Annotated in this window: 21 protein-coding genes and 3 riboswitches; of the genes, 5 read left to right on the forward strand and 16 right to left on the reverse strand. The window is 69.7% G+C overall.

Features of this window, described 5'->3' with window-relative positions; translation table 11 throughout:
- The first annotated feature begins 75 nt into the window (after positions 1–75).
- Together NF556_RS08010 and NF556_RS08015 are read left to right on the forward strand one after the other, a co-directional pair.
- The gene (locus NF556_RS08010) at positions 76–369 is read left to right on the forward strand and encodes a hypothetical protein (protein ID WP_252595115.1); all 294 of its coding nucleotides are present in this window, start codon (positions 76–78) and stop codon (positions 367–369) included.
- Entirely contained in the window at positions 366–674 is a 309-nt protein-coding gene (locus NF556_RS08015) for a hypothetical protein (protein ID WP_252595116.1), read from the forward strand. The genes NF556_RS08010 and NF556_RS08015 overlap by 4 nt, the downstream gene beginning before the upstream one ends.
- 99 nt (positions 675–773) lie before the next feature.
- Here the strand turns inward: NF556_RS08015 and NF556_RS08020 are convergent, their stop codons facing one another.
- The 4 genes from NF556_RS08020 to NF556_RS08035 form a co-directional block, all read right to left on the reverse strand.
- Positions 774–1,718, reverse strand: a complete 945-nt coding sequence (locus tag NF556_RS08020) for a methylenetetrahydrofolate reductase (protein ID WP_252595117.1) — start codon at positions 1,716–1,718, stop codon at positions 774–776.
- A 19-nt stretch (positions 1,719–1,737) separates the two neighbouring features.
- Positions 1,738–2,958: a cystathionine gamma-synthase gene (gene metB / locus NF556_RS08025; RefSeq protein WP_252595118.1), complete on the reverse strand. Its 1,221-nt coding sequence runs from the start codon at positions 2,956–2,958 to the stop codon at positions 1,738–1,740.
- A 106-nt stretch (positions 2,959–3,064) separates the two neighbouring features.
- A riboswitch (SAM riboswitch) is annotated at positions 3,065–3,183 on the reverse strand.
- Between the two features lie 163 nt (positions 3,184–3,346).
- On the reverse strand, positions 3,347–4,942 hold the full coding sequence (locus NF556_RS08030; RefSeq protein ID WP_252595119.1) for an ABC transporter permease: 1,596 nt from the start codon (positions 4,940–4,942) through the stop codon (positions 3,347–3,349).
- Positions 4,942–5,910: an ABC transporter ATP-binding protein gene (locus NF556_RS08035; RefSeq protein ID WP_252595120.1), complete on the reverse strand. Its 969-nt coding sequence runs from the start codon at positions 5,908–5,910 to the stop codon at positions 4,942–4,944. Before NF556_RS08035 ends, NF556_RS08030 begins: the two co-directional genes overlap by 1 nt.
- A 54-nt stretch (positions 5,911–5,964) precedes the next feature.
- On the opposite strand from NF556_RS08035, the gene NF556_RS08040 reads away from it, so the two are divergent.
- Together NF556_RS08040 and NF556_RS08045 are read left to right on the forward strand one after the other, a co-directional pair.
- A complete protein-coding gene (locus NF556_RS08040; RefSeq protein ID WP_252595121.1) occupies positions 5,965–6,600 on the forward strand; it encodes a TetR/AcrR family transcriptional regulator in 636 nt (211 codons plus the stop codon).
- 78 nt (positions 6,601–6,678) lie between these two features.
- Entirely contained in the window at positions 6,679–8,223 is a 1,545-nt protein-coding gene (locus NF556_RS08045; protein ID WP_252595122.1) for an HNH endonuclease signature motif containing protein, read from the forward strand.
- A 136-nt stretch (positions 8,224–8,359) separates the two neighbouring features.
- Here the strand turns inward: NF556_RS08045 and NF556_RS08050 are convergent, their stop codons facing one another.
- From NF556_RS08050 to NF556_RS08095, 10 genes are read right to left on the reverse strand one after another with little or no spacing between them, the layout of a single operon-like run.
- On the reverse strand, positions 8,360–9,298 hold the full coding sequence (locus tag NF556_RS08050; protein ID WP_252595123.1) for a glutathione S-transferase C-terminal domain-containing protein: 939 nt from the start codon (positions 9,296–9,298) through the stop codon (positions 8,360–8,362).
- The gene (locus tag NF556_RS08055) at positions 9,295–10,389 is read right to left on the reverse strand and encodes an LLM class flavin-dependent oxidoreductase (RefSeq protein WP_252595124.1); all 1,095 of its coding nucleotides are present in this window, start codon (positions 10,387–10,389) and stop codon (positions 9,295–9,297) included. Before NF556_RS08055 ends, NF556_RS08050 begins: the two co-directional genes overlap by 4 nt.
- Positions 10,386–12,293 (reverse strand): dipeptide ABC transporter ATP-binding protein, encoded by a 1,908-nt coding sequence (locus tag NF556_RS08060; RefSeq protein ID WP_252595125.1) that lies wholly within the window; start codon positions 12,291–12,293, stop codon positions 10,386–10,388. Before NF556_RS08060 ends, NF556_RS08055 begins: the two co-directional genes overlap by 4 nt.
- Positions 12,290–13,243: an ABC transporter permease gene (locus tag NF556_RS08065; protein ID WP_252595126.1), complete on the reverse strand. Its 954-nt coding sequence runs from the start codon at positions 13,241–13,243 to the stop codon at positions 12,290–12,292. Before NF556_RS08065 ends, NF556_RS08060 begins: the two co-directional genes overlap by 4 nt.
- A complete protein-coding gene (locus NF556_RS08070; RefSeq protein ID WP_252595127.1) occupies positions 13,240–14,187 on the reverse strand; it encodes an ABC transporter permease in 948 nt (315 codons plus the stop codon). The genes NF556_RS08065 and NF556_RS08070 overlap by 4 nt, the downstream gene beginning before the upstream one ends.
- 5 nt (positions 14,188–14,192) lie before the next feature.
- Positions 14,193–15,839: an ABC transporter substrate-binding protein gene (locus NF556_RS08075; protein ID WP_252595128.1), complete on the reverse strand. Its 1,647-nt coding sequence runs from the start codon at positions 15,837–15,839 to the stop codon at positions 14,193–14,195.
- 54 nt (positions 15,840–15,893) lie between these two features.
- On the reverse strand, positions 15,894–16,427 hold the full coding sequence (locus tag NF556_RS08080) for a flavin reductase family protein (protein ID WP_252595129.1): 534 nt from the start codon (positions 16,425–16,427) through the stop codon (positions 15,894–15,896).
- Positions 16,424–16,963: an NADPH-dependent FMN reductase gene (locus NF556_RS08085; RefSeq protein WP_252595130.1), complete on the reverse strand. Its 540-nt coding sequence runs from the start codon at positions 16,961–16,963 to the stop codon at positions 16,424–16,426. Before NF556_RS08085 ends, NF556_RS08080 begins: the two co-directional genes overlap by 4 nt.
- Entirely contained in the window at positions 16,960–18,405 is a 1,446-nt protein-coding gene (locus NF556_RS08090) for an NtaA/DmoA family FMN-dependent monooxygenase (RefSeq protein WP_252595131.1), read from the reverse strand. Before NF556_RS08090 ends, NF556_RS08085 begins: the two co-directional genes overlap by 4 nt.
- A 17-nt stretch (positions 18,406–18,422) precedes the next feature.
- Positions 18,423–19,637 (reverse strand): LLM class flavin-dependent oxidoreductase, encoded by a 1,215-nt coding sequence (locus NF556_RS08095; RefSeq protein WP_252595132.1) that lies wholly within the window; start codon positions 19,635–19,637, stop codon positions 18,423–18,425.
- 333 nt (positions 19,638–19,970) lie between these two features.
- Positions 19,971–20,085: riboswitch (SAM riboswitch) on the reverse strand.
- Between the two features lie 81 nt (positions 20,086–20,166).
- Positions 20,167–20,282, forward strand: a riboswitch (SAM riboswitch).
- 24 nt (positions 20,283–20,306) lie between these two features.
- On the opposite strand from NF556_RS08095, the gene NF556_RS08100 reads away from it, so the two are divergent.
- Positions 20,307–21,428 (forward strand): LLM class flavin-dependent oxidoreductase, encoded by a 1,122-nt coding sequence (locus NF556_RS08100; RefSeq protein WP_252595133.1) that lies wholly within the window; start codon positions 20,307–20,309, stop codon positions 21,426–21,428.
- Between the two features lie 13 nt (positions 21,429–21,441).
- Here the strand turns inward: NF556_RS08100 and NF556_RS08105 are convergent, their stop codons facing one another.
- Entirely contained in the window at positions 21,442–21,933 is a 492-nt protein-coding gene (locus NF556_RS08105) for a hypothetical protein (RefSeq protein WP_252595134.1), read from the reverse strand.
- Positions 21,934–22,022: 89 nt separating this feature from the next.
- Entirely contained in the window at positions 22,023–23,750 is a 1,728-nt protein-coding gene (gene poxB / locus NF556_RS08110) for a ubiquinone-dependent pyruvate dehydrogenase (protein WP_256829683.1), read from the reverse strand.
- Positions 23,751–24,060: the final 310 nt, after the last annotated feature.

The raw sequence follows: 24,060 nt of genomic DNA on the forward strand, positions 1-24,060 counted from the left end.
CACCGACAGCGCATCCGGTGGCCGACTCGCGCCCGGTGAGTGGGATCACCCGCCGGGCCGTGAAACGATGCAGGCATGACGTTCCAGAACGGGCAGAACCCGCAGGGGCAGCCGGGCCAGGTGCCGCCGCCCCCGCAGCAGAAGAAGCCGACGCGCAACAAGCTCAACGGCTGGCTCTATGTCGGCCTCGGCGTGATCTTCATCCTGCTCGGCGTGCTGGGCTTCGTCGGCGACACCCGTGGCGCGTTCATGAACTGGCTGTTCATCATCCTCGGTGTCGCGAACGGCATCATGGGCGTGCGTGAGGTCATCAACTCGCGCAAGAAGCAGATCGACCCGTTCAGCCCCGACAACAGGAGCACGCCGTGACCGACAGCCCACAGGTGCCGGACAACCCCGAGCGGCCCGACAACCCTGAGCGGCCGGACAGTGCTGGGGTGCCCGCGCAGGAGCCGACGGCCCGGGAGAAGGCCACGGCGCGCAACAAGAAGCAGGCCTGGCTCTACATCGTGATCGGCGTCGTGCTGGGCGTCGTCGCGGTGCTCGGGCTGGTGTCCGACGACCGCGGAGTCCTGGACTGGGCGCTGCTGGTGCTGGCGATCATCAACCTGGGCATCGGTGTCATGGCCGTGCGTCGTCCCGAGCCGCGGATCGTCGAGCCGAACGACCGCTAAGCCGACTGCCGCTGTGAGCCTGCTCCGCACGCCCGCCGACCATGCAGGTCGGGCGAGGGGCGCGCGGGGTGAGCACTCGGCATACGGCGGGTGGGTTGCTCAGTCCTCCAGCAGGTCCCGGATGGCACCGGCCAGGCGCACTGAGGCCTCGATCTCGACCCGGCGGTTGGACACGCTCTCGACGTTGAAGCCGAACGGGACCCCCAGCCGCTGGCAGAAGGTCGCCAGCTCGGCGGCCGCGGTCGCGCACTGGTCATAGGAGTCGGTGAGCGGATCGTCGGAGTGCTCGAGCTGGTTCTGCAGCCACCGCGGCACGTGCACCCCGAGCCACTGCAGGAACTCCAGGGTCTTCAGCGAGCCGCACACCGACAGCGTGAACACCAGGTGGGCCGGCTCGACGCCGCGCTCGCGGCAGGCATAGGCATAGTCGGAGACCAGGTCCTTGGCCCACGTCAGGTCATAGACCACCTGGGTGACGAAGAAGGACGTGCCGACCGCCTGCTTGCCCAGCATCCGGTCGTGCTCGTCGGTGCGGCGGGCGTGCCGCTCGGGGATCGCGACGCTGCCGAGCGGCAACAGGCTCCCGGTGTCCTGCCAGAGTGACTGTGCCTCAGCGAGTTTGGTGCGCACAGCAGAGTGCTGCGAGGAGGCGCCGACCAGGACGGTGGCGACCTGACCGGGGTCCTGCTCAGCGAGCCAACTCTTCAGGTCTGCTGGTTCATACTTGCCGACCGAGCGATAGATGATGACCGGCTGCTGCCACCCGCCGAGGTGGTCGGCGTGGAAAGTCGCCGGGTCGAGGCTGCGCACGAAGGGGAACGGCCGCACGTCCGGGTTGCGGTCCGACTCGTCCTCGATGTCATAGAGCACGAGCGCGTCCAGGCCCAGGGGCTGCAGCCGCTCGATCGTCACGTCGGCGATGCGGCTCAGGTCCTCCGGCGCCGTCGCCTCTCGCGGTGGCGTGAGGCTGAAGAGTCGCAACGGTGTTGACCGGTCGGCCAGGCGGGTGCCGAACCCGACCGGCTCGGGGGTCTGTGGTGCCACGGGAGTGCCTCCTTCGCTGTCAGGCTACGCGGCGGGTGGCCGTGTCCGTCGCCTTGTCTGTCGGCTTGTCTGTCGCTGTGGCGGCCCGGTCCAGGGCGGCCGCCAGGTCGGCGCGCAGGTCGTCGCTGTGCTCGATCCCCACCGAGACCCGCAACAGACCATCCCGTATGCCGGCAGTCCGGCGGGCGTCGGCGCTCATCGAGGCGTGGGTCATGGTGGCAGGGTGGGCGATCAGGCTCTCGGTCCCGCCGAGAGACTCCGCGAGGCTGAAACATCGCAGCCCGGTCAGGAACGCGCGCACGGCTGCCTCGCCGCCGCGCAGCTCGACGGAGAACATCGCACCGAAGCCGTCCTGCTGGCGGGCTGCGATCTCGTGGCCGGGGTGGTCGGGCAGGCCGGGATAGTGGACCGCCTCCACTGCGGGGTGGTCCACGAGGAGGTCGACCAGGACCTCGGCGTTCTCCTGGTGGGCGCGCAGGCGGGTGTGCAGGGTGCGCAGCCCGCGCAGCGTGAGATAGGAGTCGAACGGGCTGCCGGTGATCCCGAGCACGTTGGCCCAGTAAGAGAACTCCTCGTGCAGCTCGGGGGTCGCCGCGATCACCGCGCCACCGACGACGTCGCTGTGGCCGTTGATGAACTTGGTCGTCGAGTGGACCACGGCGTCCACGCCGAACTCGAACGGGCGCTGCAGGACGGGGGAGAGGAAGGTGTTGTCGGCGACGACGAGGGCGCCGACGGCGTGGGCTGCCTCGGTGACGGCGGCGATGTCGGTGATCCGAAGCAGGGGGTTGGACGGCGTCTCCAGCCAGACCACGCGTGGCGGGTGCGGTCCGGTCAGGGCTGCCTCGAGTGCCTCGGCGTCGGCATAGTCGATGCACTGGTAGTCGAACTGCCCCCGTCCGGCGAGGGAGTCGAACAGCCGCCAGGTGCCGCCATAGCAGTCGTGCGGGATCAGGATCGTGTCGCCGGGGCGCAGCAGGGTGGACACGCACAGCGTGATGGCTGCCATGCCGGTTGCCGTGATGGTGCCGGCGTGCCCGCCCTCCAGCGTGGTCAGCGCCTCGGCCAGCAGGTCGCGGGTCGGGTTGCCGCTGCGGGTGTAGTCGTAGTCCCGCTTCTCGCCGAACTCGGCGAAGCTGAAGTTTGAGGAGAGATACAGCGGCGGGACGATTGCACCCTGTGCCGGGTCGGTGTCGATGCCGGTGCGCAGGCCGCGGGTCAGAGCGGAGATGTCGGTCATGACGGTGCCTTTCCCAGGTGTCAGGCCGCCAGATGTCTGGTGTCAGACCATGCGGTTGACCGAGAAACGGCTGCACTCCCGGGCGACGTGGGACGTCGTCCGCGAAGCTCCATCTTCCGGTGTCCTCGAGAGGAACCGCAGGATGTGGCACCTTTTCCGCGGATTGCTCCCCGGAAGGCTGCCCCGGCTTCATCGGGCCTGTCCCTCTGCCGGTCGTGATGGATATCGTTCGAGAACTTACCCCATGCGCCGAAGGAAACCAAGGGTGGGGCTCCCGACAGTCACGCCAAACGAAGATTCCCCGTCCACCCGCAAAAAGATAGAGGTCTCGTACGGCTGATACGCATTTTCGTAAAGGTTTCGTACGTCGGGCCCGGGACGCCACCGGTCAGGTGGTGCGCAGATCACGTCGGCGGAAGGCCACGATGGATCCGGCAAAGATCGTGGCGGCCGCGACACCGAGAGCGAGGGTCGCGGCCCCGGAGAGGTCGTCCTGGGGGAGCGTGCCGACGAGGTGCACGGGGGAGAGGTCGCGGGACCAGGCGGGCAGCCGGAGGGTTTCGGCCAGGAACCCGACCAGGACGATCCACCCGACGAGCAGCCACGCCAGCCCGGCAAGCGGGGGCAGTGCGGCACGCAGGGCGGAGGCGATCGCAGCAACAAAGAGCACAGGGACGGCATATCCCCAACCGACGCCCAGGGCGGTGCCGAGCGTGTCGCGATCACCGGTCGTGGCCCAGCTCGTCAGCCCGAGAGCCAGGACGCCCACGGTCAGCACGATCAGCGAGGAGGCGGCCACCACGGCCCACCAGCCCAGCCACACCCCAGTGCGTGATCTCCTGGTGGCCAGCAGCGCGCTGAGTCGCCCCGCACCCTCCTCGGTGCCGAGCTGGCTGGATCCCTGGACTGCGGCGGCGGTTGCGGCCAGGACGATGACGACCACGGCCATGCCGGTCACCACATCCGCTCCGCGCTCGACCCCGAGGGCAGCCAGCACGGTCGGGTTGTCGTCGACGAGCGAGGCCATCTCCTCGGTGAGCAGGCCGAAGCTCCCTGCCCAGAGCACCGCGATGACGCCCCAGGCGAGGGCGGTGGGGCGGGTGAGCCGCCACGCGACGCCGAGCACCGTCCCCAGGGCAGGCTGCACACGTGCCGGTCGCGCCCGCGCCGGGCCGGGGTGCGGCGCGATGACGCCCGCCCCGAGATCACGCCGAAGGGCGACCCAGGTGGCGGCCGCGAGCAGGAGCAGCGAGCCGAGGGCGAAAGCAACCAGGGGCCAGGCTCGTGGCTGCGCGAAGGGCGCGATGGCTGCTGCCCACCCCAGTGGGCTGGCCCAGGCCGCGTCCCAACCGCGACCGTCGATCACGGCCCGCGTGAGGAAGGCGCCGGTGGTGAGGCCGAGGCCGATCAGGTGGGCGGTCCGGGTGGACTGGGCGAGCTGACCGAGCAGCAGACCTGTCGCGCCGAAGAACAGCATCAGCAGCACGACTCCGGCGACATACCAGATTGACCCGGCCCCGAGCCCGGCCACGACCATGCCCGGCAGCATCAGGGCGCCGGTCAGCAGGCACGTCCCCAGCAGCAGCACTGCCCCAGCGGCCAGTGGTGCGAGGCGTCCGAGGCGCGTGGCCGTCAGCAGCTCGGTGCGCCCGGCCTCCTCCTCACCCCGCGTGTGGCGCACGGCCACGTGCAGGGCCAGCAGGGGGAAGAGGAGCTGGCCCATGAACCCGATCTCGTATGCCGTGATGCCCCCGAGAGTGTGCAGTCCGTGCCCCAGCCCATTGAACGCCTGGGTGGCGGGCGAGACTCCGAGAGTCTCGGCATACAGCTGTCTGTCTGTCAGGTCTGGATAGAGGGCGGCGATGCTCCCGGCCACGGTGGTGACCAGTCCTGCCGCAAGGGCTGCCACGGCGAGCAGTCCGGGCCAACCGGTGCGCAGGCTGAGCCGGATGATCCTGGCGGTGCCCTCGGTCTGGTGCGACATCAGGCGACCAGCCCGTCGCGTGTCTGGTGGCCTCCGTTGGGCACCTGGTGGTCCGCGTCCGACTCCTGGTAGTGCTCCAGGAAGAGCTGCTCCAGGCTCGGGGGGCGCACCGTCAGGTCCCGCGGCCCCGCAGCGCTCACGGCGGCGATGGCTGCGGTGAGTCCCGCGTGGGTGACGGTCAACGTGGTCCTGACGTCGTGCGGGCGTTGCTCCTGCGTGAGATTGCTGACGCCCTCGATCGTGTCGAGGCGCGCCGGGGGAGCTGGTGTGATGGCGTCGATCGTGGTCAGCGTGCCGAGTCGCAACTCCTCGAGCGTGCCCGTGGATACCGTCCTCCCGGAGCGGATGATGGTGAGTCGGTCGCACAGGGCCTCGACCTCGGCCAGGATGTGGCTGCTCAGCAGGACGGTGCGACCTTCTGCGTTGAGGTCGCCGACGACCTGTTGAAAGACGGACTCCATCAGCGGGTCGAGTCCGGAGGTCGGCTCATCCAGGATGAACAGGTCGGCGTCGCAGGACAGGGCCGCGACCAGGGCGACCTTCTGACGGTTGCCCTTGGAATAGGTCCGGGCCCGTTTCGTCGGATCCAGCTCGAACCGCTCGACCAGGTCATCGCGACGACGTGGGTCCATGGTCCCCTGGAAGCCGCCGAGCAGGTCGATGCACTCGCCGCCGGACAGTCCCGGCCACAGTGAGGTGTCGCCCGGGACGTAGGCCAGGCGGGACCGGGTGGCAACGCCGTGGCGCCAGGGGTCCATCCCGAACACCTCCGCACGGCCGTCGTTCAACCGGAGCTGACCGAGCAGGGCCCGAATCGTCGTGGACTTGCCCGCTCCGTTCGGGCCGAGGAATCCATGGATCTCGCCCGAGGCGACCTCGAGGTTCAGGCCGTCCAGGGCGCGCGTCGCGCCGAAGGTCTTCACGAGACCGCGACCACTCAGTACCGAATCTGACAGTGACTTGCTCATGACAGTGACTGTACACGATAAGATGACAGTGACTACCAGTTGGGAGTGATGTTCATGTCGAGACAGAGTGCGGCGTCGGCCCCGCCCGGGGTGCAGAGCCCCCCGGTGCAGGGCCTGCGGGAGCGCAAGAAGGCCGCCACCATGCACCACATCCAGGAGACCGCGCTCGCGCTGTTTGCCGAGCATGGTTTCGATGCGGTGACCATCGAGCAGGTGGCGGATGCCGCAGACGTCTCACCCAGCACCGTCTATCGCTACTTCGGGACCAAGGAGGGCGTGATCCTGCACGACGAGTACGACGACCAGCTGCTCGTCTCGTTGGCGCACTACCTGGGGGAGGATCTTTCGCCCTGGGAGGCGGCAGAGGCGGCCTTCAGCGTGATCGAGCAAGGTCACTTCGTTGACGAGGAGGAGTCGACGCGTGCGCGGATCCGGCTGTGGTTCGAGGTCCCCTCGATCCGCTCCGCGGCCTACCTGGTCATCGACGATGTCATCGATGATCTTGCTCGGGCGATGACGGACACGGGACGCTGGAGCTTCCCGGAGTCCCGCATCATCGCCAGTGGCATCATCTGGCCGTTCATCGCTGCCCTGCGGAACTGGCACGACTCGGGCGGGGAGACCGGCTGGCGTGAGCACGCCGCCCGAGCGCTCACCGTGCTTCGCAAGTCTGCCATCTCGGCACGTTGACCGCCGCGACCGCTCGCTGGCCCAGGTCGTGTTTGTGCAGGTCAGGGCTCTGTCAGTGGTGGCGTCTAGGTTTGTTGTATGGCGCAGAGGACGGGACTCGAGGACAGCGGTGTCACCGCTGCTGAGTCGGCTGCGCTCACAGACGGGGGTATGCCGAGGGGCAGGTCCGCGACCTCGGTCCGGGTGGGTGGGGGTCGGGTGCGGTATGCGCCGGTGATTGGGTCTGGGCCGTTGCGGGAGAAGCCGGCCTCGGGCCCCTTGGTGCCGGTCCCGGAGATCGAGTCCCAGGCCGAGCAGCCGGCTGATGGGTCAGCGGCGACGAGCAGCTCCGCTGATCGTGGCGTGCCGTTGACGGCCTCGGGTCATGAGGTGCCGGAGTTTGTGGCGGGCAGCGCGCACATGGTGCAGATGCTCGCGGCGGAGTTCCCGTTGGGGTCGTTGCCGGAGCAGGGGGTGGGCGAAGCGGTCGGCGCGGCGCAGGCGTTGGTGCAGGCCGCGCAGTCGCTGTTGGTCACTGTCACGCATGAGGCGATCAGTCGGGGCCTGCCGGCCCAGTCGGGGCACTCGGTGCCGGACTGGATCACCACCTGGGCACCGAGCATTGACCGCCCCGAGGCGCTGGCGACGGCACGAATGGCCGCAGCTGTCGGGGATGCCCGGTTCGAGGCGTTGTCGGCGAAGGTTGGTGATGGCACTGCGCGGGTGTCGCGGGCTGAGGTGATCGTCCGGTTGACCCGGGAGATGACTTCGATCGCGACGGCTGAGTCGTTGCAGGCCGTGACGGATCTGATGACGGGCCAGGTGGAGACGACCTCGTTGGCCGGGATGAAGCAGGTCGCTTCGGCAGTGCGTGAGCACCTGGTCGAGCCCGATGATGACGAGGATGAGGACAACACGAAAGCCGCGCGGCGGTTGCTGCGCCGGGTGGGGACCGTCGCCGGGTTGGCGGAGTGGCAGTTGCTGTTGGATGAGGAGGGGCAGGCGATCCTGACCGCGGCCCTGGACCCACTGTCCGCGCCGCGCCCAGGCGGCGATGACCACGGGGCCCACCAGCTCGACAACCGCACCGCATCCACCCGCCGGGCGGACGCGTTGTTGGAGATCATCGGCCGCGGCGTCGCCGCCCCCGAAGGGCAGACTCAGACGGAGAAGGCGAAGATCCACGTCACGATCGATAAGGAAGCTCTTGCGGGGAAGGTGGCTGGTGGTGGCCACACCGCCACGGGTGAACATTTGTCGGCGGGGACGATCCGGCGGTTGGCGTGTGACGCGCAGATCATCCCGATCATGCTCGGTGGCCCCTCAGAGCCGTTGGACGTGGGCCGGGTGCACCGGTTGTTCACCCCGTCCCAACGCGCAGCAGTGCTGTTGCGAGACCGCGGATGCAGCTTTCCCGGGTGTTCGATGCCCGCGGGATGGACAGAGATTCATCACATCGTGCACTGGGTCTTCGGCGGCGCCACGGACCTGGACAACGCTGCCGCGTTGTGTCGACGACACCACGTGGTGGTGCACCGCTATGGCTACACCGCGACCGTCACCGACACCGAGGTCATCTGGCACCTCAACAACGGACTCGACAACCAGAGTGGACCCCTCGCTGGGCCACTGGTCGACACCTGACGCCCACGCCCCACACCCCGCCAGACCGGCGGGGCCACAGGCACGTCCGGCGGTCTCCAGCCGGGCTCGGCCACCCCGGCAACGGTGGCGGTGCGGATTGTGGACTCGGTACGGGGCGGAGCAGGCCGCCTCCCTCTCAGCGGCTTCTGGTCAGTCGTCCTCCGATGCGCTCGGAGGGACGGTCCCACTGCGCCACGTCGGCCTCCGGCACGGCGAAGGCTTCGAAGCGCGTCGTCGCTCGGACACCCGGCTCCTGATAGACCGCCCGGGCGTAGTCCCACAGGTGGGAGTAAGCCTCGAGTGTCGGACCGAGCGCGCCGTCGGCGTTGGCCTGGGTGTCGAGGCGCAGCAGGGTCACGATCACCCGCAGATCAGCGAGGGTGAGGTCGTCGCCGACCAGATAGGTCGAGTGGCTGAGCCGTTCGTCAAGCACACCCAGGGTCTCGATCAGTCGGACACGGGCCACCTCACCTGCAGCACCGTCGGCACGAGCCGCGCCGACTCCCTGGTTGAGGGCCGGGTGCAGCCACGCCTCGGCGTCGTCGATCGCACGACGCAGCGCCACCGGATAGAGATCGCGGCCTGCCTCAGCCCCGAAGGTGCTGGCCAGGTCGCGGTCGAGATGGGCATACGTGTTGGACACGACCCGTCCGCCCTCCCGGTCCCACAGCGTCGGCGTCGAGACGTGTCCGTCGAAGCCCGCCTCGGTCGCCTCATACGCCTGGCGCAACAGGGTGAAGTCGTTCACGGGGTCGGCGCCGGTGGGCTCACGGAACGCCCAGCCACGGCCATCGCGGTCGCCGTGGACAGAGGACACCGAGACGACCGAGGGGTCCACGCCGGCCACCGCCAGCACAGCGGTGGAGCGCTGCGCCCAGGGGCAGAACCACCCGGAGTACAGGTGGTAGCGCCCAGGGATCGCGGGGAACTCGGGGCTGCCGAGGCGACCGTCGAAGCGCAGCAGCGGTCGTGGATCGTCCGGCTTCTGCGGCACCCGATAGGTGCCGTGCACGCTGGTGTCGGCGGGACTGGCGTAGGTGGAACTGGCATAGGCAGGACTGGCGAAGCTGCTCACGCCGCCACCTCCGATCCGGTCGCAGCGACGGCGGAGGCCGGGTTGACCGGAGCAGCCAGGGGCCGCGAGGGCAGCTCGCGGCGCAGCACCGGGGCCACCGCGGACTGGAACAGCTCCAGTGAATTCCGGTTCTGGGCCGGTGTGATGCCCTCTCCGTCTGCATGGAGGTGCATGACCTCCTGCCCGAGCTGCTCGTGATAGCGGTGCACCTTGTCGATGATCTGCTGCGGGCTGCCGACCAGGGCCGAGCTGCGCTCCAAGAAGTCCTCGAAGGAGGAGAAGGCTGGCTCGACACCGTTGGCGGCGAACTGGCGGGCGCGTGCCTCATAGACCGGGCGATAGAGGTCCTGCGCCTCCTGGCTGGTCGGGGTGACCAGGAAGCCGGCGGTGCCCGCCCCCACGAGTGCGTCAGCCGGGGCGTGTCCGGCGGCGGCCCACTGCTCGCGGTAGTAGCGCACCAGTTCGGCATACGGCTCGACCGAGTTGGTCACGTTGGCCGAGAACAGCGGCTCGCCGAACTCGACGGCCACGTCCACGGACTCGCGGCTGGTGGCGCTGCCGTGCCAGACGCGGATCGGGCGCTGCAGCGGCTGCGGCCAGACCTCGGCGTCCTCCAGCGGTGGACGGAACTGACCCGACCAGGTGATCCTGTTGTTGCGCCACAGGCGGCGGAAGACCTCATACGACTCGCGGTTGCGCGCCCACTGGTCCTCCGGGGTGACGTGGAACAGGTCTCGCTGGGCGGCGCCGTTGCCCTTGCCGATGATCAGCTCGAGGCGACCGTCGGCCAGGTTGTCCAGCGTCGCGTAGTCCTCGAACGCCCGGACCGGGTCGAGCAGGCTCAGCGTGGTCACACCGGTGAACAACCGGATGCTGCTGGTCCGGGCCGCGATGTGACTGAGGATCACGGTGGGGGAGGAAGAGATGAATGGGCGCTCGTGACGCTCGCCCACGGCATACCCGTCGAAGCCGAGCTCCTCAGCCTGGACCGCCTGGTCCACCACGCTCCGCAGTCGCTGGTGGGTGGAGACGAGCTCTCCGGTGACGGGGTCGGGCACGTGGGTGATCAGGGTCAGGACAAGGAACTTCATGAGGCGTCTCCATCGTGTCGGGTGGGGCGGCGGGTGCCGGCGATCGCGCCGAGCAGCTCGCGGGTGTAGGGATGTTCGGGCTGGTCGAAGATCTGGTGGGTGGGGGCGAGCTCGACCAACTGGCCAGAGCGCATGACCGCGACCTCGTGGGCGATCTGGCGCACCACGCCCAGGTCGTGGGTGATGAACAGATAGGTCAGGTCTTCCTGCTCCTGCAGCTCCGCGAGCAGCTCGAGCACCTGGGCCTGGACCGACACGTCGAGGGCCGAGACCGCCTCGTCACAGACGACCAGGTCCGGGTTGAGCGCGAGGGCCCGGGCGATCGCAACCCGCTGGCGCTGACCACCGGACAGCTCGGCCGGTCGCCGCGTCAGTGTGCTCTCCGGCAGCGCGACCCGGTCCAGCAGCCGGGCGGCCGTCTCGTGCTGGCTGCGCCGGTCGCCGATGCCGAAGGCCCGCAACGGCTCGGTGACGACCTCCTTGACACTGAAGCGCGGGTCGAGGGAGGCATAGGGGTTCTGATAGACCAGCTGAGCCCGACGGCGCAGCTCACGCCACTCGCGGCCCCTGGCGTGGGTGATGTCGTCACCGGCAAAGGCGATCGTCCCCTCGGTGGGGTCGGCCAGCCGGAGCACCAGCCGTGCCGTCGTGGACTTGCCGGAGCCGGACTCGCCGACGAGGGCAAGCGTCCGCCCGCGGTGGAGGGTGAAGCTGACGTCATCGACGGCCCGGAGCACGCTGTCCCCTCCGCGGCGCGCACCGGGGAGGCGGAACTCCTTGACCAGGTTGCGCACCTCGACCAGGGGTGCGGTGTCCCGTTCGATGCCGTATGCCGTGGGCCGGGCCGCAGAGGTAAGTGCGGCCGAGGTGAGTGTGGCCGAGGTGAGGGTGGCTGGGGTCGGTGCGGTGGAGGCGAGGGCGGCTGAGGTTCGGGTGAGCGTGGGTCCGCCCAGTCCCGGCGCGGCGGCCAGCAGACGCCGGGTGTAGCTGTCCTGCGGGTTGCTCAGGACCTCCTCGACCGGGCCGTGCTCCACCACGAGGCCGTGGTTGAGCACGACGATCCGGTCCGCGCGGTCGGCGGCGACACCGAGGTCGTGGGTGACCAGGAGCACCGAGGTGCCGGACTCCCGCGTCAGCGTCTCGAGGTGGTCCAGGATGCGGCGCTGCACCGTCACGTCCAGGGCACTGGTGGGCTCGTCGGCGATGAGCAGCTCGGGATCCGAGGCGATGGAGATCGCGATCAGCACCCGCTGCCGCATCCCACCGGAGAGCTCGTGCGGATACTGACGCATCCGCTGCTCCGGCTGGTCCAGGCCAGCCCGCTCCAGCAGCGCCGCGGCCTCGGTCCGGGCCTGGGCACGGGGGAGTCGACGGTGTGCGGTGAGGGCCCCGATGACCTGGGCGCCGATCCGCTTCACCGGGTTGAGTGAGACCGTCGGGTCCTGGGGAATCAGTCCGACGTCCCGCCCGCGGATGCTGCGGAAGCGGTTCTCGCTCCAGCCGGAGACGTCCTGCCCCGACAGGGTGATGGACCCCTGATCGATCTGCGCGTTGTCGGCCAGCAGCCCGATCAGCGCGTGCCCGAGCGTGCTCTTGCCCGAGCCGGACTCACCGACCAGGGCGACGACCTCGCCGCGGGCGATGTCCAGATCGACACCGCGCAGGGCCGGGACGATGCCCTTGCTCGTCTGATAGCTGACGTGCAGGTCGCGGACGCTGAGCAGGCCCGCCGCAACCTCCGACCCGACGTGCGGTGTGGCCGGGTTCTCCTCCGACCCGACGTGCGGTGGGGCCGGGTTTTCCTCCGACCGAGCGCGTGGTGTGGCGACTTCCGGGCCGACCGGGCGCGTGGTGTGGTCAGTTTCGGGGCGACCGAGCGCGTCGTGGCGCGTCGTTGTGCTCATCGGAAGGTCCTCCACTCTCCGTCGAGTGCCTTGGAGACGCGGTTGACCGCGAGCACCGTGGCGGCGATGGTCAGGCCGGGCAGCATGGTCAGCCAGCCGGCGGTGGCCAGGAAGTTGCGGCCCTCGGAGACGAGGGCACCCCACTCGGGTGCTGGCCGAGGTGCGCCGTAGCCCAGGAAACTGAGCGCCGAGACGGCCAGGATCGCCGTGCCAAACTCGAGCACGGCCAGGGCCAGGATCGGACCCGACGCGTTCGGCAGGATGTGCCGCCGCAGGGTCACGTGCCAGCGGGAGCCGAGGGACCGGGCGGCCTCGACATAGGTCGACTGACTCACCCGCAGCGTCTGCGACCGGGCGATCCGGGCGAAGCCGGCGATGCTCCCGATGGCGACCGCGATGGCCACGTTGGTGCTGCCGAAGCCGAGGGCCGCGATGAGGGCAAGGGACAGCAGCAGGGACGGGACGGCCATCAGCACGTCGACCACGCGCATCACCGCGTTGTCGACGCCGCCACCGACAAACCCGGCGGTCAGCCCGAAGAGGCCACCGATCACCGACGCGATGACGACAGCGAGCAGGGCCGTGCGCATCGACAGCGCTGTCCCGTGCACCATCCGCGTGAACAGGTCACGGCCCAGGTGGTCGGTGCCGAACCAGTGCTGGGTGCTGGGCGCCAACAACTTCTGCGTTGTGTCACCAGTGAGCGGGTCGCCAGGGGCCAGCACCGACGGCGCGAAGGCGGCCAGCACCACCACCGCCAGGAGCGCCACACTCAGCAACAGGCCAGGACGCAGCACGACGAACCGGGCGGGTCGGGGGAGCGCACCGAACCTCAGGCTGCGCGCCCGGGACACCCCGGTGAGCGTGGCTGTGGAGACGGTCGTGGGCGGGTCGGCGACCACGCGTGCGCTGCTGGGATGGCGGACGGAGATCTCGGTGTCGGTGCTCATGTGCTGGCCTTTCCAACAGTGACTCTCGGGTCGGCCAGGGGGAGCAACAGGTCGACGACGAGGTTGGCGATCACGAAGATCGCTGCCGCGAAGACGACGATCCCCTGGACGACGGGCAGGTCCTGGAACCCGACGGAGGTGACGGTCAGGCGACCGACCCCCGCCCGGCTGAAGACGGTCTCGACGACGACGGAGCCAGCGAGCAGCCCACCCACGACCATCCCCGCGATGGTCAGCACCGGCAGTGCCGCGTTGCGCAGGGCGTGCTGCAGGTGGATCGCCCGCCGGGTGATCCCGGTGGCCCGGGCGGTGACGATGTAGGGCTCGGCCAGGGCCTCCTGCAGGCAGCTGGCCGTGACCTGCGCCAGGATCGCGCCGATCGGGAACGCCAGGGTGATGGCGGGCAGCACCAGGGAGCGCCAGCCGTGCTCACCCAGCGCCGGCAACCAGCCGAGCTGGAAGCTAAACCACTGCACGAGCACCAGCCCCACCCAGAAGGTCGGCAACGAGACGCCGAGCGGGGGCAGCCCGAGCAGGAGCTGCTTGAGCCACCGCACCTGGGTGAACGTTGCCAGCAGGGCCAGCCCGATGCCGCCGACCACCGCGAGCGCAAAGGCGCTCCCGGCGAGCTGGGCCGTGTTGGGCAGGGCGGCCGCGATGGCCGAGGTCACCGACTGCCCGGTCTGGACCGAGGCCCCGAAGTCGCCCTGGAGGGCGGACCACAGTCTGGCCCCGTACTGGACCAGCAGCGGGTCGTCGAAGCCGTACTGCGCGCGCAGAGCCGCCAGCTCCTCCGCGCTCACCGGGGTGCCCTCCTGCCCGCCGGAGGCCATGGCGGCGACGGGGTCACCGGGGACCAGATAAAGGATGACGAAGGAGACGGTGTAGGCCGCCCAGAGCACACCCACTGCCAGGGCGAGCCGGACCGCGATATAGCGAGCCATCGGTCCTACTGTCCGATCCAGGCGTCGAACAGCTGCACCCGCGAGCTGGCGTCATAGGCCACGCCGTAGACGGTGGGGCCCGCGGCCAGGACGGTGGTCAGCTCGACGACCGGCACCGAGTGATAGCCGGCGACCACGCCCTCCTGCGCCTGGGCCGCCAGGTCAGCGCGCTCGGCCGGGTCCGCGGCGGCGGCCTGGTCGGCCAGCACCTGATCCAGGTCGGAGGCCGGCAGACGATAGGAGTTGGCCCCCTCGCTGGAGTAGGAGGTGCGCAGGATGTCGGCGTCGGCCCGGGTCAGGTTGCCCCAGTTGGCCTGATAGTCGCCCTCGGCGATGCGGGTGCCCCAGTCGGCCACCTGGCCCTCGCTCAGGGTGACCTCGATGCCGACGGCGGCCAGCTGCTGCTGGATCAGCTCCAGGGTGGGGGCGTTGGTCGCCGCGTTGTTGAACCACAGGATCTCGAAGGCAGCACGCTCACCGCCCCGCTCATAGATGCCGTCGGCGCCCTGGGTGAACCCGGCCTCCTGCAGCACCTGCTCGGCGACGGCCGGGTCGTGGCCCAACAGAGGTGACTGGTCGGCATACAGGGGGGTGGTTGAGGACAGCGAGCTCGTCGCCGGGAGAACGAAGGAGGTGTAGACCGCCCCGGTGATCTCCTCGCGGTTGATGGCGTGCGAGATCGCTTTTCGCACAGCGGGATCGCTGAGGAGGGGAACCTCGTGGTTGAGGTAGAGACCGAACGGGATGCCCGGGTTGGAGCGCGGGAGCAGCTGGACGTCGGAGCCGGACAGGGCCAGCTCGTCCTGGGAGGCGATGTTGCCGATCACGTCGACCTCGCCGGACTGCACCGCACCGAGGCGGACACCGGACTCCGGGACGACCGAGAACTCCAGCCGGTCCAGATAGGCCGCGCCCTCGTGCTGCCACAGGGAGGAGCCCCAGTCGTAGTCAGCCCGCTTGTCGAGGGTGATCGAGGCGTTGGGCGTGTAGCTGTCCAGCACGAACGGGCCGGAGCCGATCACCGAGGCGCACCGCTCGTCGTCGGTCTGGGCCGCGGACTCCGGGGAGAGCAGACCGAGGGTGTGCGTGGACGTGGCCTGCAGGAACTGGGCGTTGGGGGCGTCAAAGGAGACCGTGACGGTGCGCTCGTCCACGGCCTCGGTGCCCTCGTAGCCGGCGAGGTAGCCGCGGGCCAGCGTCCCCCGGGCGCCCAGCTCGGTGAGCCGGTCCAGGTTCGCCTTGACGGCCTCGGCGTCGACGGGGGCGCCGTCGCTGAAGGTCGCCCCCTCGCGCAGGGTGAAGGTGTAGGTGCTGGCGTCGTCGCTGACCTCCCAGGACTCGGCGAGCCACGGCACGATCTCGCCGGTCTCCGGGTCCTGATCGGTCAGGGAGTCCACCAGGTGGCGGACCGAGTAGATGGTGTCGTTGCTGCCGACCTGGGCGGGGTCGACGCAGCCCTGGTCGGAGCCGACCGCGAACCTCAGGGTGCCGCCGGGAGTCACCTCGTCGGGGGCCTGCGCGGTCTGCGCGGCGGGGTCTGCGGCGTTGTTGGAGGTGCTGGCCGCCCCGGCACCGCTGCAGGCAGCGAGCAGGAGCGTGGCGGAGCTGAGGACGGTGAGCCGCCGGGCGGCTCGGGAGCGGGGTGTCGTCATGGTGTCACCGTTTCGGAGGGTGGGGGAGAGGAGCAGGTATGCCGTGGGGCCGGGTCAGCCGGGCAGGTGCCGGTAGTCACCGGCGTGGTAGAGCAGGGGTTGACCCTCGGAGCGCTCGATCTGTTGGACCTCGGCCAGGAGCACGGCGCTGTCGCCGATGTGGGTGCAGCTGTGCACCTCGAGCACCAGGCGGGCCAGGCAACGGCCCAGGACTGGTATGCCGTGTGGTCCCGTGGCCCAGTCACCGACCGCGGCGAACCGGTCGATCCCGCTGGTGGCGAAGATCTGGGCGGTGTCCTGGTGCTCGGTGGCGAGCAGGTGGGCCGCCAGGTGCCGGGCCGTGGAGACGGTCGGCCAGCTGGACGCGGTGCGGGAGATGTTGAAGCTGACGATCGGCGGATCCAGCGACACCGATGTCAGGGACGTCGCGGTGAAGCCGACGGGCCGCAGTCCAGTCCCGGCCGTGATGACGCTGACCGTGCCGACGCTGTTGCGGAAGGTGGCCCTGAAGTCGGCCTTGAAATCAGCCTGAACGTCGGTCTGGACGTCGACCGTCGGTGTGCTTGCCGCAGCGATCTGGGCAGTCATCGCTGCGCCCCCACGGTCGAAAGGGCTCTGTCCAGGGCGGCAGTGTGCTCGCGGGCCCAGCCGGTCACGTGCTCGGTGGCCTTGAGCACCTGGGGCTCCAGGAGCACCAGGGGAGGCGCCGGCACGCTCGCACCGAGCTCAATCAGCAGCTCTCGCAGGGTGTTTCCCACGGACTCCTGGTGGTCGGGCCTGCCGGCGATGGCCACCGGGATGGCGACGACCCCGGCCAGGTCACCGGCCTGGAAGTGGTCCAGGAAGATCTTGAGCAGGCCGGTGTAGGTGCCCTTGTAGGTCGGTGTGGCCACCAGCAGCAGGTCGGCCTCCCGCACCACGCCCCAGGGGTCGGGGTGTGGTGCGCTGGCGACGGCCGGCTCGTCGGTGAACGTGATGCCGACCAGCTCGGCCAGCTCGAGGATCTCGGGACCGTCGGCGCCTGCGGACGGCAGGGACTCGGCGAGGTGCTGGGCGAGGGTGGTCGCCAGGGTGGCGGTGCGGGACCCGGCGCGCGGGTTGCCGACCAGGATGACGGTGCTCATGCTGACGCCCTCCGCTCGGTGACGTCGTGGCCAGCGAGGTCGTGGCCGGCCAACTCGTGACCGGCCAGCTCGGCCAGTCCGGCTGCGGATCCGGCCTCCCAGGCCGTCGCCGACCGGGCCCCTCCCAGAGCGAGGTTGTCTCGGAGAGTCGACCCCGCGGCATACTCCGATCGCAGGGCACCGCGCTGCGTGAGGATCGGCACCACGTGGTCCACGAAGTCGTCCAGCCCACCGGGTGTGATGTGCGGGACCAGGATGTAGCCGTCACTGACGCCGGTCTCGACGGACTCGATGAGGGTGTCGGCAATGGTCTCCGGGCTGCCGACGAAGTTTTGCCGCGCGCTGATCTCGATGGCGACCTCGCGCAGCGACAGGTTTTTGTCCGCGGCCAACTGCCGGAGACGGGCGACCTCTGCGGCGGGGTCCTTGACGTGCTGCACCCGGCCCTGGACGAGGGCGCCCGGGTGGGACTCCGGCTCGATGTCCGGGAGCGGTCCGTCGGGGTCGAAGCCACTGAGGTCGCGGTTCCAGATGCGCTCGAGGATCAGCTGCGCGGTCTGGCCGCTGACCTGCTGGCGGCGCACCGTGTCGGAGATCCGGCGCGCCTCCTCGTCGGTCGATCCCACGATGAAGGTCGCTGCGGGCAGGATCTTGAGGTCCTCGGGGTCGCGACCATAGCGGGCCAGGCGTCCCTTGATGTCGCGATAGAAGGCCCGTCCGTCATCCCCGGATCCGTGACCGGTGAAGATCGCGTCGGCCGTGCGCGCCGCGAACTCGCGACCGTCGTCGGAGTCGCCGGCCTGGAAGATCACCGGGTGACCCTGTGTCGGCCGCGGGGTGTTGAAGGTGCCGTGGATGTCGAAGAAGTGCGAGGTGTAGGCGAAGTCCCCGTCCCGGCCCGTGCGGAACTGGCCGGACTCCCGGTCCGCCACGACGGCGTCCTGGTCCCAGCTGTCCCACAGGTGGCGGTTGGCGGTGACCTGGCTCTCGGCCCGGGCGTAGCGATGCTCGCGGGGGAGGTAGCCGCCACGGCGGAAGTTGCGGCCGGTGAAGGCATCGGAGCTGGTGACCACATTCCATCCCGCCCGGCCCTGGGAGAGCAGGTCGAGGGTGGCGAACTGGCGGGCCAGCTCGTAGGGCTCGTTGAAGGTGGCGTTGATGGTGCCGACGAGCCCGAGGTGCTCCGTCACGCCGGCGAGGGCCGCCAGCACCGGGAGGGTGTCCGGGCGGCCGACGACGTCGAGGTCGTGGATGTGTCCGCGCTGCTCGCGCAGCGCCAGGCCCTCGGCGAGGAAGAGGAAGTCAAACCGGCCGCGCTCGGCGGTCTGCGCGAACCGGCGGAAGGACTCAAACTCGATGTGGCTGCCGGAGCGGGGGTCGCTCCAGACGGTGGTGTTGTTGACCCCGGGGAAGTGGGCTCCGAGGATGACCTGCTTGGGCATGGCGGTGGCCTTTCTGGTCAGGACGCGGTGGCGTAGCGGTTCGTGGCGACCGGCAGACCCAGCCGGTCGCGCAGGGTGGGCTGGTCGTAGGCAGTGCGGAACACGCCGGCCTCCTGCAGGAGTGGGACGAGCTCGCTGGTGATGGCGGGGAGGTCGACGGCGTGCTCGGCGGGCCGCAGACGGAAGCCGGCATAACCGCGTCCCCGCCAGCGACCGATCAGGGCTGCCAGCTCGGGCGCGCTCCCGGTGAAAATCAGTGCGTCGGAGGCGAACTCGTCGCCGGCCGCCTCGCCGAGTGCGGCCAGTCGCTCTGCGCCGCTGGAGCCCGGGGTGTCCAGGACGACCTCGAGGTCGGCGAAGACCAGCAGCGGGGTCTCGGCGGTGCGCACGCGGGCCTCGGCGTCCCGCACCTCCGCGAGGATCCAGTCGGCGTCCGCATCGTCGTGCGGGGTGACGAACAGGACGTCGGCGCCGCGCGCGGCCAACTCGTAGGGGACCGTGGCGTGCCCGAGGGAGGTCACGACCGGCTGGCCCTGCGGTGGGCGTGGCGTGATCGAGGGGCCGCGCACCGAGAAGAAGTCACCCTCGAAGTCGACGTAGTGCAGCTTGTCGCGGTCGATGAAGCGCCCGGTCGCGGCGTCCCGGATCTCCGCGTCGTGTTCCCAGCTGTCCCAGAGTTGGCGCACGACCTCCACGACTTCGGTGGCCTCGTCGAACAGCTCACCGACCCGGGCCGACTTCTCCTCCGGCGAGGAGTTTGGGTCGAAGGAGCCGGGGATCGTCCGGCGGCCGAAGTGCTCGGCCTCACCCGGGCGTCCAGACACCTGCACCCGCCAGCCGGCCCGGCCGTTGCTGACGTGGTCGAGTGTCGCCAGGTTCTTGGACACGTGGAACGGTTCGGTGTGCGTGGTGGTGATGGTGGGCACCAGACCGATGTGCTCGGTGCGGGTGGCCGCGAAGGAGGCCAGCAGGCTGGCGTCGAGGCGGCCGCGCAGCCGGCCCTGCCCAGGCACCGGCGTCGGGTCGAGCGGTGAGGCCCCCTGCACCGTGAGGGAGTCCTCGATGGTGACGAAATCGATCAGGCCGCGCTCGGCCTCACGCGCCAGGTCGGTCCAGTAGGCGCCGGAGAAGACCTCGGCGGCACGCGAGTGGGGTTGGAGCCAGGAGCCGGGGTGCCAGCCGGTGCCGTCCAGGGCGATCGCGAGGTGGGTGGGAGGCAGCGAAGAACTCATGAAAGATGTCCTTTGGTCGAGGAGGGGTGGCCCGTCGTTGGGCCCACGCGGGGGGAGAGACGTCGCGCAGCAACCCCGTGGATCAGCCACGGGCAGTGCGGGCTTCCGGAGGGTGTTGCTTGTGGGTGTTGCGGAGGGTGACGCTTGAGGGTCGTGCTGAGGGTCGTGCTCAGAGACAGCAGCGACAACGACAGCGACAGCCCTGGGCGCGACGGTCCAGATCGCGACAAGCCAGGTCAGGACAGGGCACGGCGTGACAGCCGGGTGCCTGCTGGCGCATGGAGCCGGAGAGGTGGTTCGACGCGGTGCTGAAGCTCACTGCTCAGTCCTTCGTGATCGCACTTGCCGGACCGCGATTGCGGGCCAGCCCAGTCATCACCTGGAGCACCCCACTGCGGGAGAGGGTTGCCGCCCAGCAAGCCAGGGCTTGTCGCTGGATCTCTTGACGTGAAGAAACATAACACCATGCAGGGGACACTCGTCAACCCCCTTATGGATCGGATCGCGTTTGTGTGTATCGTCTGGCCCAGGTCTTGAGTCCGACCCCGCAGCCCTGGCTGGTCGGACGGCAACCCTTCGACATGGTGACGGGGTGCCCCAGGTGATGACCGGGCAGCGCTCTCTTTGGCGCCGCAAGCACGTGTGACCAGCGCGAACAGGAGCAGCACTATGTCCGTCCCCCTGGGAGTCCTTGACCTCGTCCCGGTGAGCAGCGGCTCGACGCCGGCCGACGCCCTGGCGCACAGCATGGTGCTGGCGCGGCGTGCCGAAGCAGCGGGCTATCACCGCTATTGGTTCGCCGAGCACCACCTGAATGCGGGCGTGATCGGGTCCAGCCCGGCCGTGACGATCGCCCTCGGCGGTGCGGCGACCAGCACGATCCGGATCGGGTCCGGGGCGGTCCTCACCGGTCACCGCACAGCGCTGTCGATCGCGGAGGAGTTTGGCCTGCTGGAGGCCGCCTATCCGGGGCGGATCGACCTCGGGTTGGGTCGCTCCGGCAATCGCGCCAAGCCGTCGAGCACGACGGTCCCGAAGGGGCCACTCCCACAGGAGCACCGCACCCCGGAGGGCCTGTTCGTCCCCGCGCCCGTCCCCCTGGGTGGGTTGCTGGCCAGCCCCCGGTTCCAGGTGGCCAACCGACTGCAGTTCCTCCCGGGGGCGGAGACGGCGGAGTATGCCGACACGATCGCCCTCATCCAGGATGCCCTGAGTGGTTCGCTCAAGGTCGACGACCTGGCGCTGCCAGAGGCAGCGGTGGTCAGCGCGACCCCGGCGCAGCTGTGGATCCTGGGCAGCTCACGCGGCGAGTCCTCGGCCCTGGCCGGAGAGCGTGGCCTGCGCTTCGGCGCCAACTATCACGTGGCTCCCTCGGGGGTCATCGACGCGGTGCGGCACTATCGCGACAGTTTCCGTCCCAGCGATGACCTGGACGCACCCCACGTCATCGTGTCCGCCGACGTGGTCGTCGCGCCGACCGATGAGGAGGCCCACTATCTCGCGGCCGGCTATGACCACTGGGTCCACTCGATCCGCTCAGGTGACGGCGCCATCCCCTATCCCCACCCGGAGGAGGCACTGGCCAATCCCCTGGGAGAGGCCGAGTCAGCGCTCGTCGACGACCGCGTCCGCACCCGCTTTGTCGGCAGCCCCGAGACAGTCGTCGCGGGACTGCAGTTGCTGCAAGGCTCCACCGGGGCAGACGAACTGCTCATCACCTCGGTCACCCACGATGCCGAGCACCGGGTCCGCTCGCACGAGCTGCTCGCAGCGGCCTGGCAGCAGGCCTGACACCGCCGGGTGATCAGCCGCGGGGCGTCGGGTTGCGACGGGCGAAGTCCACGATCTCCTCGTGAGCGGGCTCGGGCACGCGCACCGAGAGCACCGCGAAGCGCTGCCGCGGGTCGGTGACGCGGGCGAGGCGGTCCTCCTCCGCCACTGACGCCACCACGATCACGGTCGTTGACAGGACAGCCCGGATTGCAGGTGTGATCGCGCTCGCCGTCGGGCAGATGACCGCCAGGAGCTGTCGGCGTCGAGCCACTGGCAGGCCCCAGGCGTAGGCCGGCATCGACCGCCCCGCATGGGCATCCAGCGTCCCGGGCGTGCTGAGCATCTCGCGGGTCAGCGGCACGAGGGCACGCCGCCGTGCCTGCAGGCGCAGCACGTTGCGGGCCCGGTCATACGACTCGTGGACGGCCACCTCACGCGCGGTCGCCCGGGCCACCGCCGCGTGCGCCGCGTCCACGACGGCCGACCGGGCGTCAGCGGCGCTGTCCTGCGAGCGAGAGGGCACGCCAGCACTGTGCCAGACCACGCCGACACTCGGTCGGTGCCGCGCCCGTCCACAGGGGTGGGCGGACGGCATACGGCCGGTCCCGGCCCTCAGAAGAGCTGTCGGAAGTTTGCGCGCGCCAGGTCGAGCAACTCGTCGCCGCGCCCGGAGAAGACCGTCCGGATCGCATAGAGCGTGAAGCCCTTGACCTGCTCGGCCTGGATGGACGGCGGGATCGTGAGCTCCTCGCGCTCGGTCACCACGTCGAGCAGGGCCGGCCCGTCGTGCGCCAGGATCTCGCGCATCGCGTCCGGCAGGTCCTTGGACTTCTCCACCCGGATCCCCTTGAGCCCCAGCGCATTTGCCACGGCCGCCAGGTCCGGGTTCTCCAGGTCGGTCGCATAGCTGACATAGCCGGCGGCCTTCATTTCCAGCTCGACGAAGTTGAGCGAGGAGTTGTTGAGGACCACGATCTTCACGGGCAGCTTGTTCTGGGTGAGGGTCAGCAACTCACCGAGCAGCATGGTCAGGCCGCCGTCACCGGACAGGGTGACGACCTGACGGTCGGGATAGGCCGACTGGGCACCGACGGCCTGCGGCACAGCATTGGCCATGCTGCCGTGGATGAAGGAGCCGATGATGCGCCGGCCACCGCCGCTGGTGAGATATCTGGCGGCGTAGACGACCGGTGAACCGACGTCGGGGATGAAGACGGCGTCCGGGGCGGCGAGCTCGTCGACCAGCCGAGCGACATACTGCGGGTGGATGGCCCGGCCGCGCTTGCTCGGGGTGGCCAGGTCGTCCAGCTTGTCGCGGGTCTTGCGATAGTGCTTGAGCGAGTCCTCCAGGTGACGGCGCTTCTTCTTGCGCTGCACCATCGGGGTCAGCGCCCGCACGGTGTCTCCCACGTCGCCGACGAGGCCCAGGTCCAGCGGCACCCGACGCCCGAGCTGCTCACCGCGCAGGTCCACCTGAACGACCTTGGCCTGGCGGGGGAAGAACTGCTGATAGGGGAAGTCCGTGCCGAGCATCAGCAGGACATCGCTGTCCATCATCGCGCGATAGCCGGAGGCGAAACCGAGCAGGCCGGTCATCCCGACGTCGAAGGGGTTGTCGTGCTCGATGAACTGCTTGCCCCGCAGCGCGTGCACGATCGGTGCGCCGAGCGTGTCCGCCAGGGCGACGACCTCGTCGTGGGCGCCCTCGACACCGGCGCCGGCCAGGATGGTGACCCGGTCGCCGCCGTTGAGCAGCTCGGCCGCGGCGCGCAGCTCGTCCTCGGCCGGGACCACGGTGGGGCGGGCTCGCGTGATGACACTGACCCGGTCGTCCGCGATCTCCTGCAGGGCGACGTCTCCGGGGATGACGATGACCGCGACACCACGCTTCTCGATCGCGGTGCGCATCGCGATCTCCATGACGCGTGGCATCTGGGAGGGGTGGGCGACGAGCTCGGTGTAGACGCTGCACTCGGCAAAGAGGTGCTGCGGGTGAGTCTCCTGGAAATAGCCGCTGCCGATCTCGTTGCTGGGGATCTGGGCCGCGATCGCAACCACGGGCACGCGGTTGCGGTTGGCATCGAACAGTCCGTTGATCAGGTGCAGGTTGCCCGGCCCGCAGCTGCCCACGCACACGGCGAGCTCACCGGTCAGCTCGGCGTCCGCGGCGGCAGCGAACGCAGCGCCCTCCTCGTGGCGAACGTGCACCCAGCGCAGCGTGCCGTCGGCGCGCATGGCGTCGGTGAAACCGTTGAGCGAGTCTCCGGAGATTCCATAGACGCGGCGGACACCGTTGGCGACCAGCTGGGCCACCATGTTCTCGGCGATGGTCTGGGGCACAACAACCTCCGGGGCAGTAGGGGCTTCACTGATGACGCTAGTCCCTGGCGCCACTTCCTGCAGCGACGGCGACGACGACCCAGCGCAACAACGAGCGCAGCAGCAGGCAACAACGTGCACTCAGACAGGTAACGTCGAGACGCTCCGGACAAACTGCCTGGTCAGGGGCCTGGCGGGTTGGGCAGCTGGCGACATTGCCTGTTTGGCTGCACGCGGTGGGCCAACGAAAGGGCCCTTGACCTGCACCGTTGCAGGTCAAGGGCCCTTCCCTCTTCGACGTGGATCAGAGGTCGAATCCTTCGCGACCTCT

The organism is Ornithinimicrobium faecis, from assembly GCF_023923225.1.
Classification (GTDB): Bacteria; Actinomycetota; Actinomycetes; order Actinomycetales; family Dermatophilaceae; genus Ornithinicoccus; species Ornithinicoccus faecis.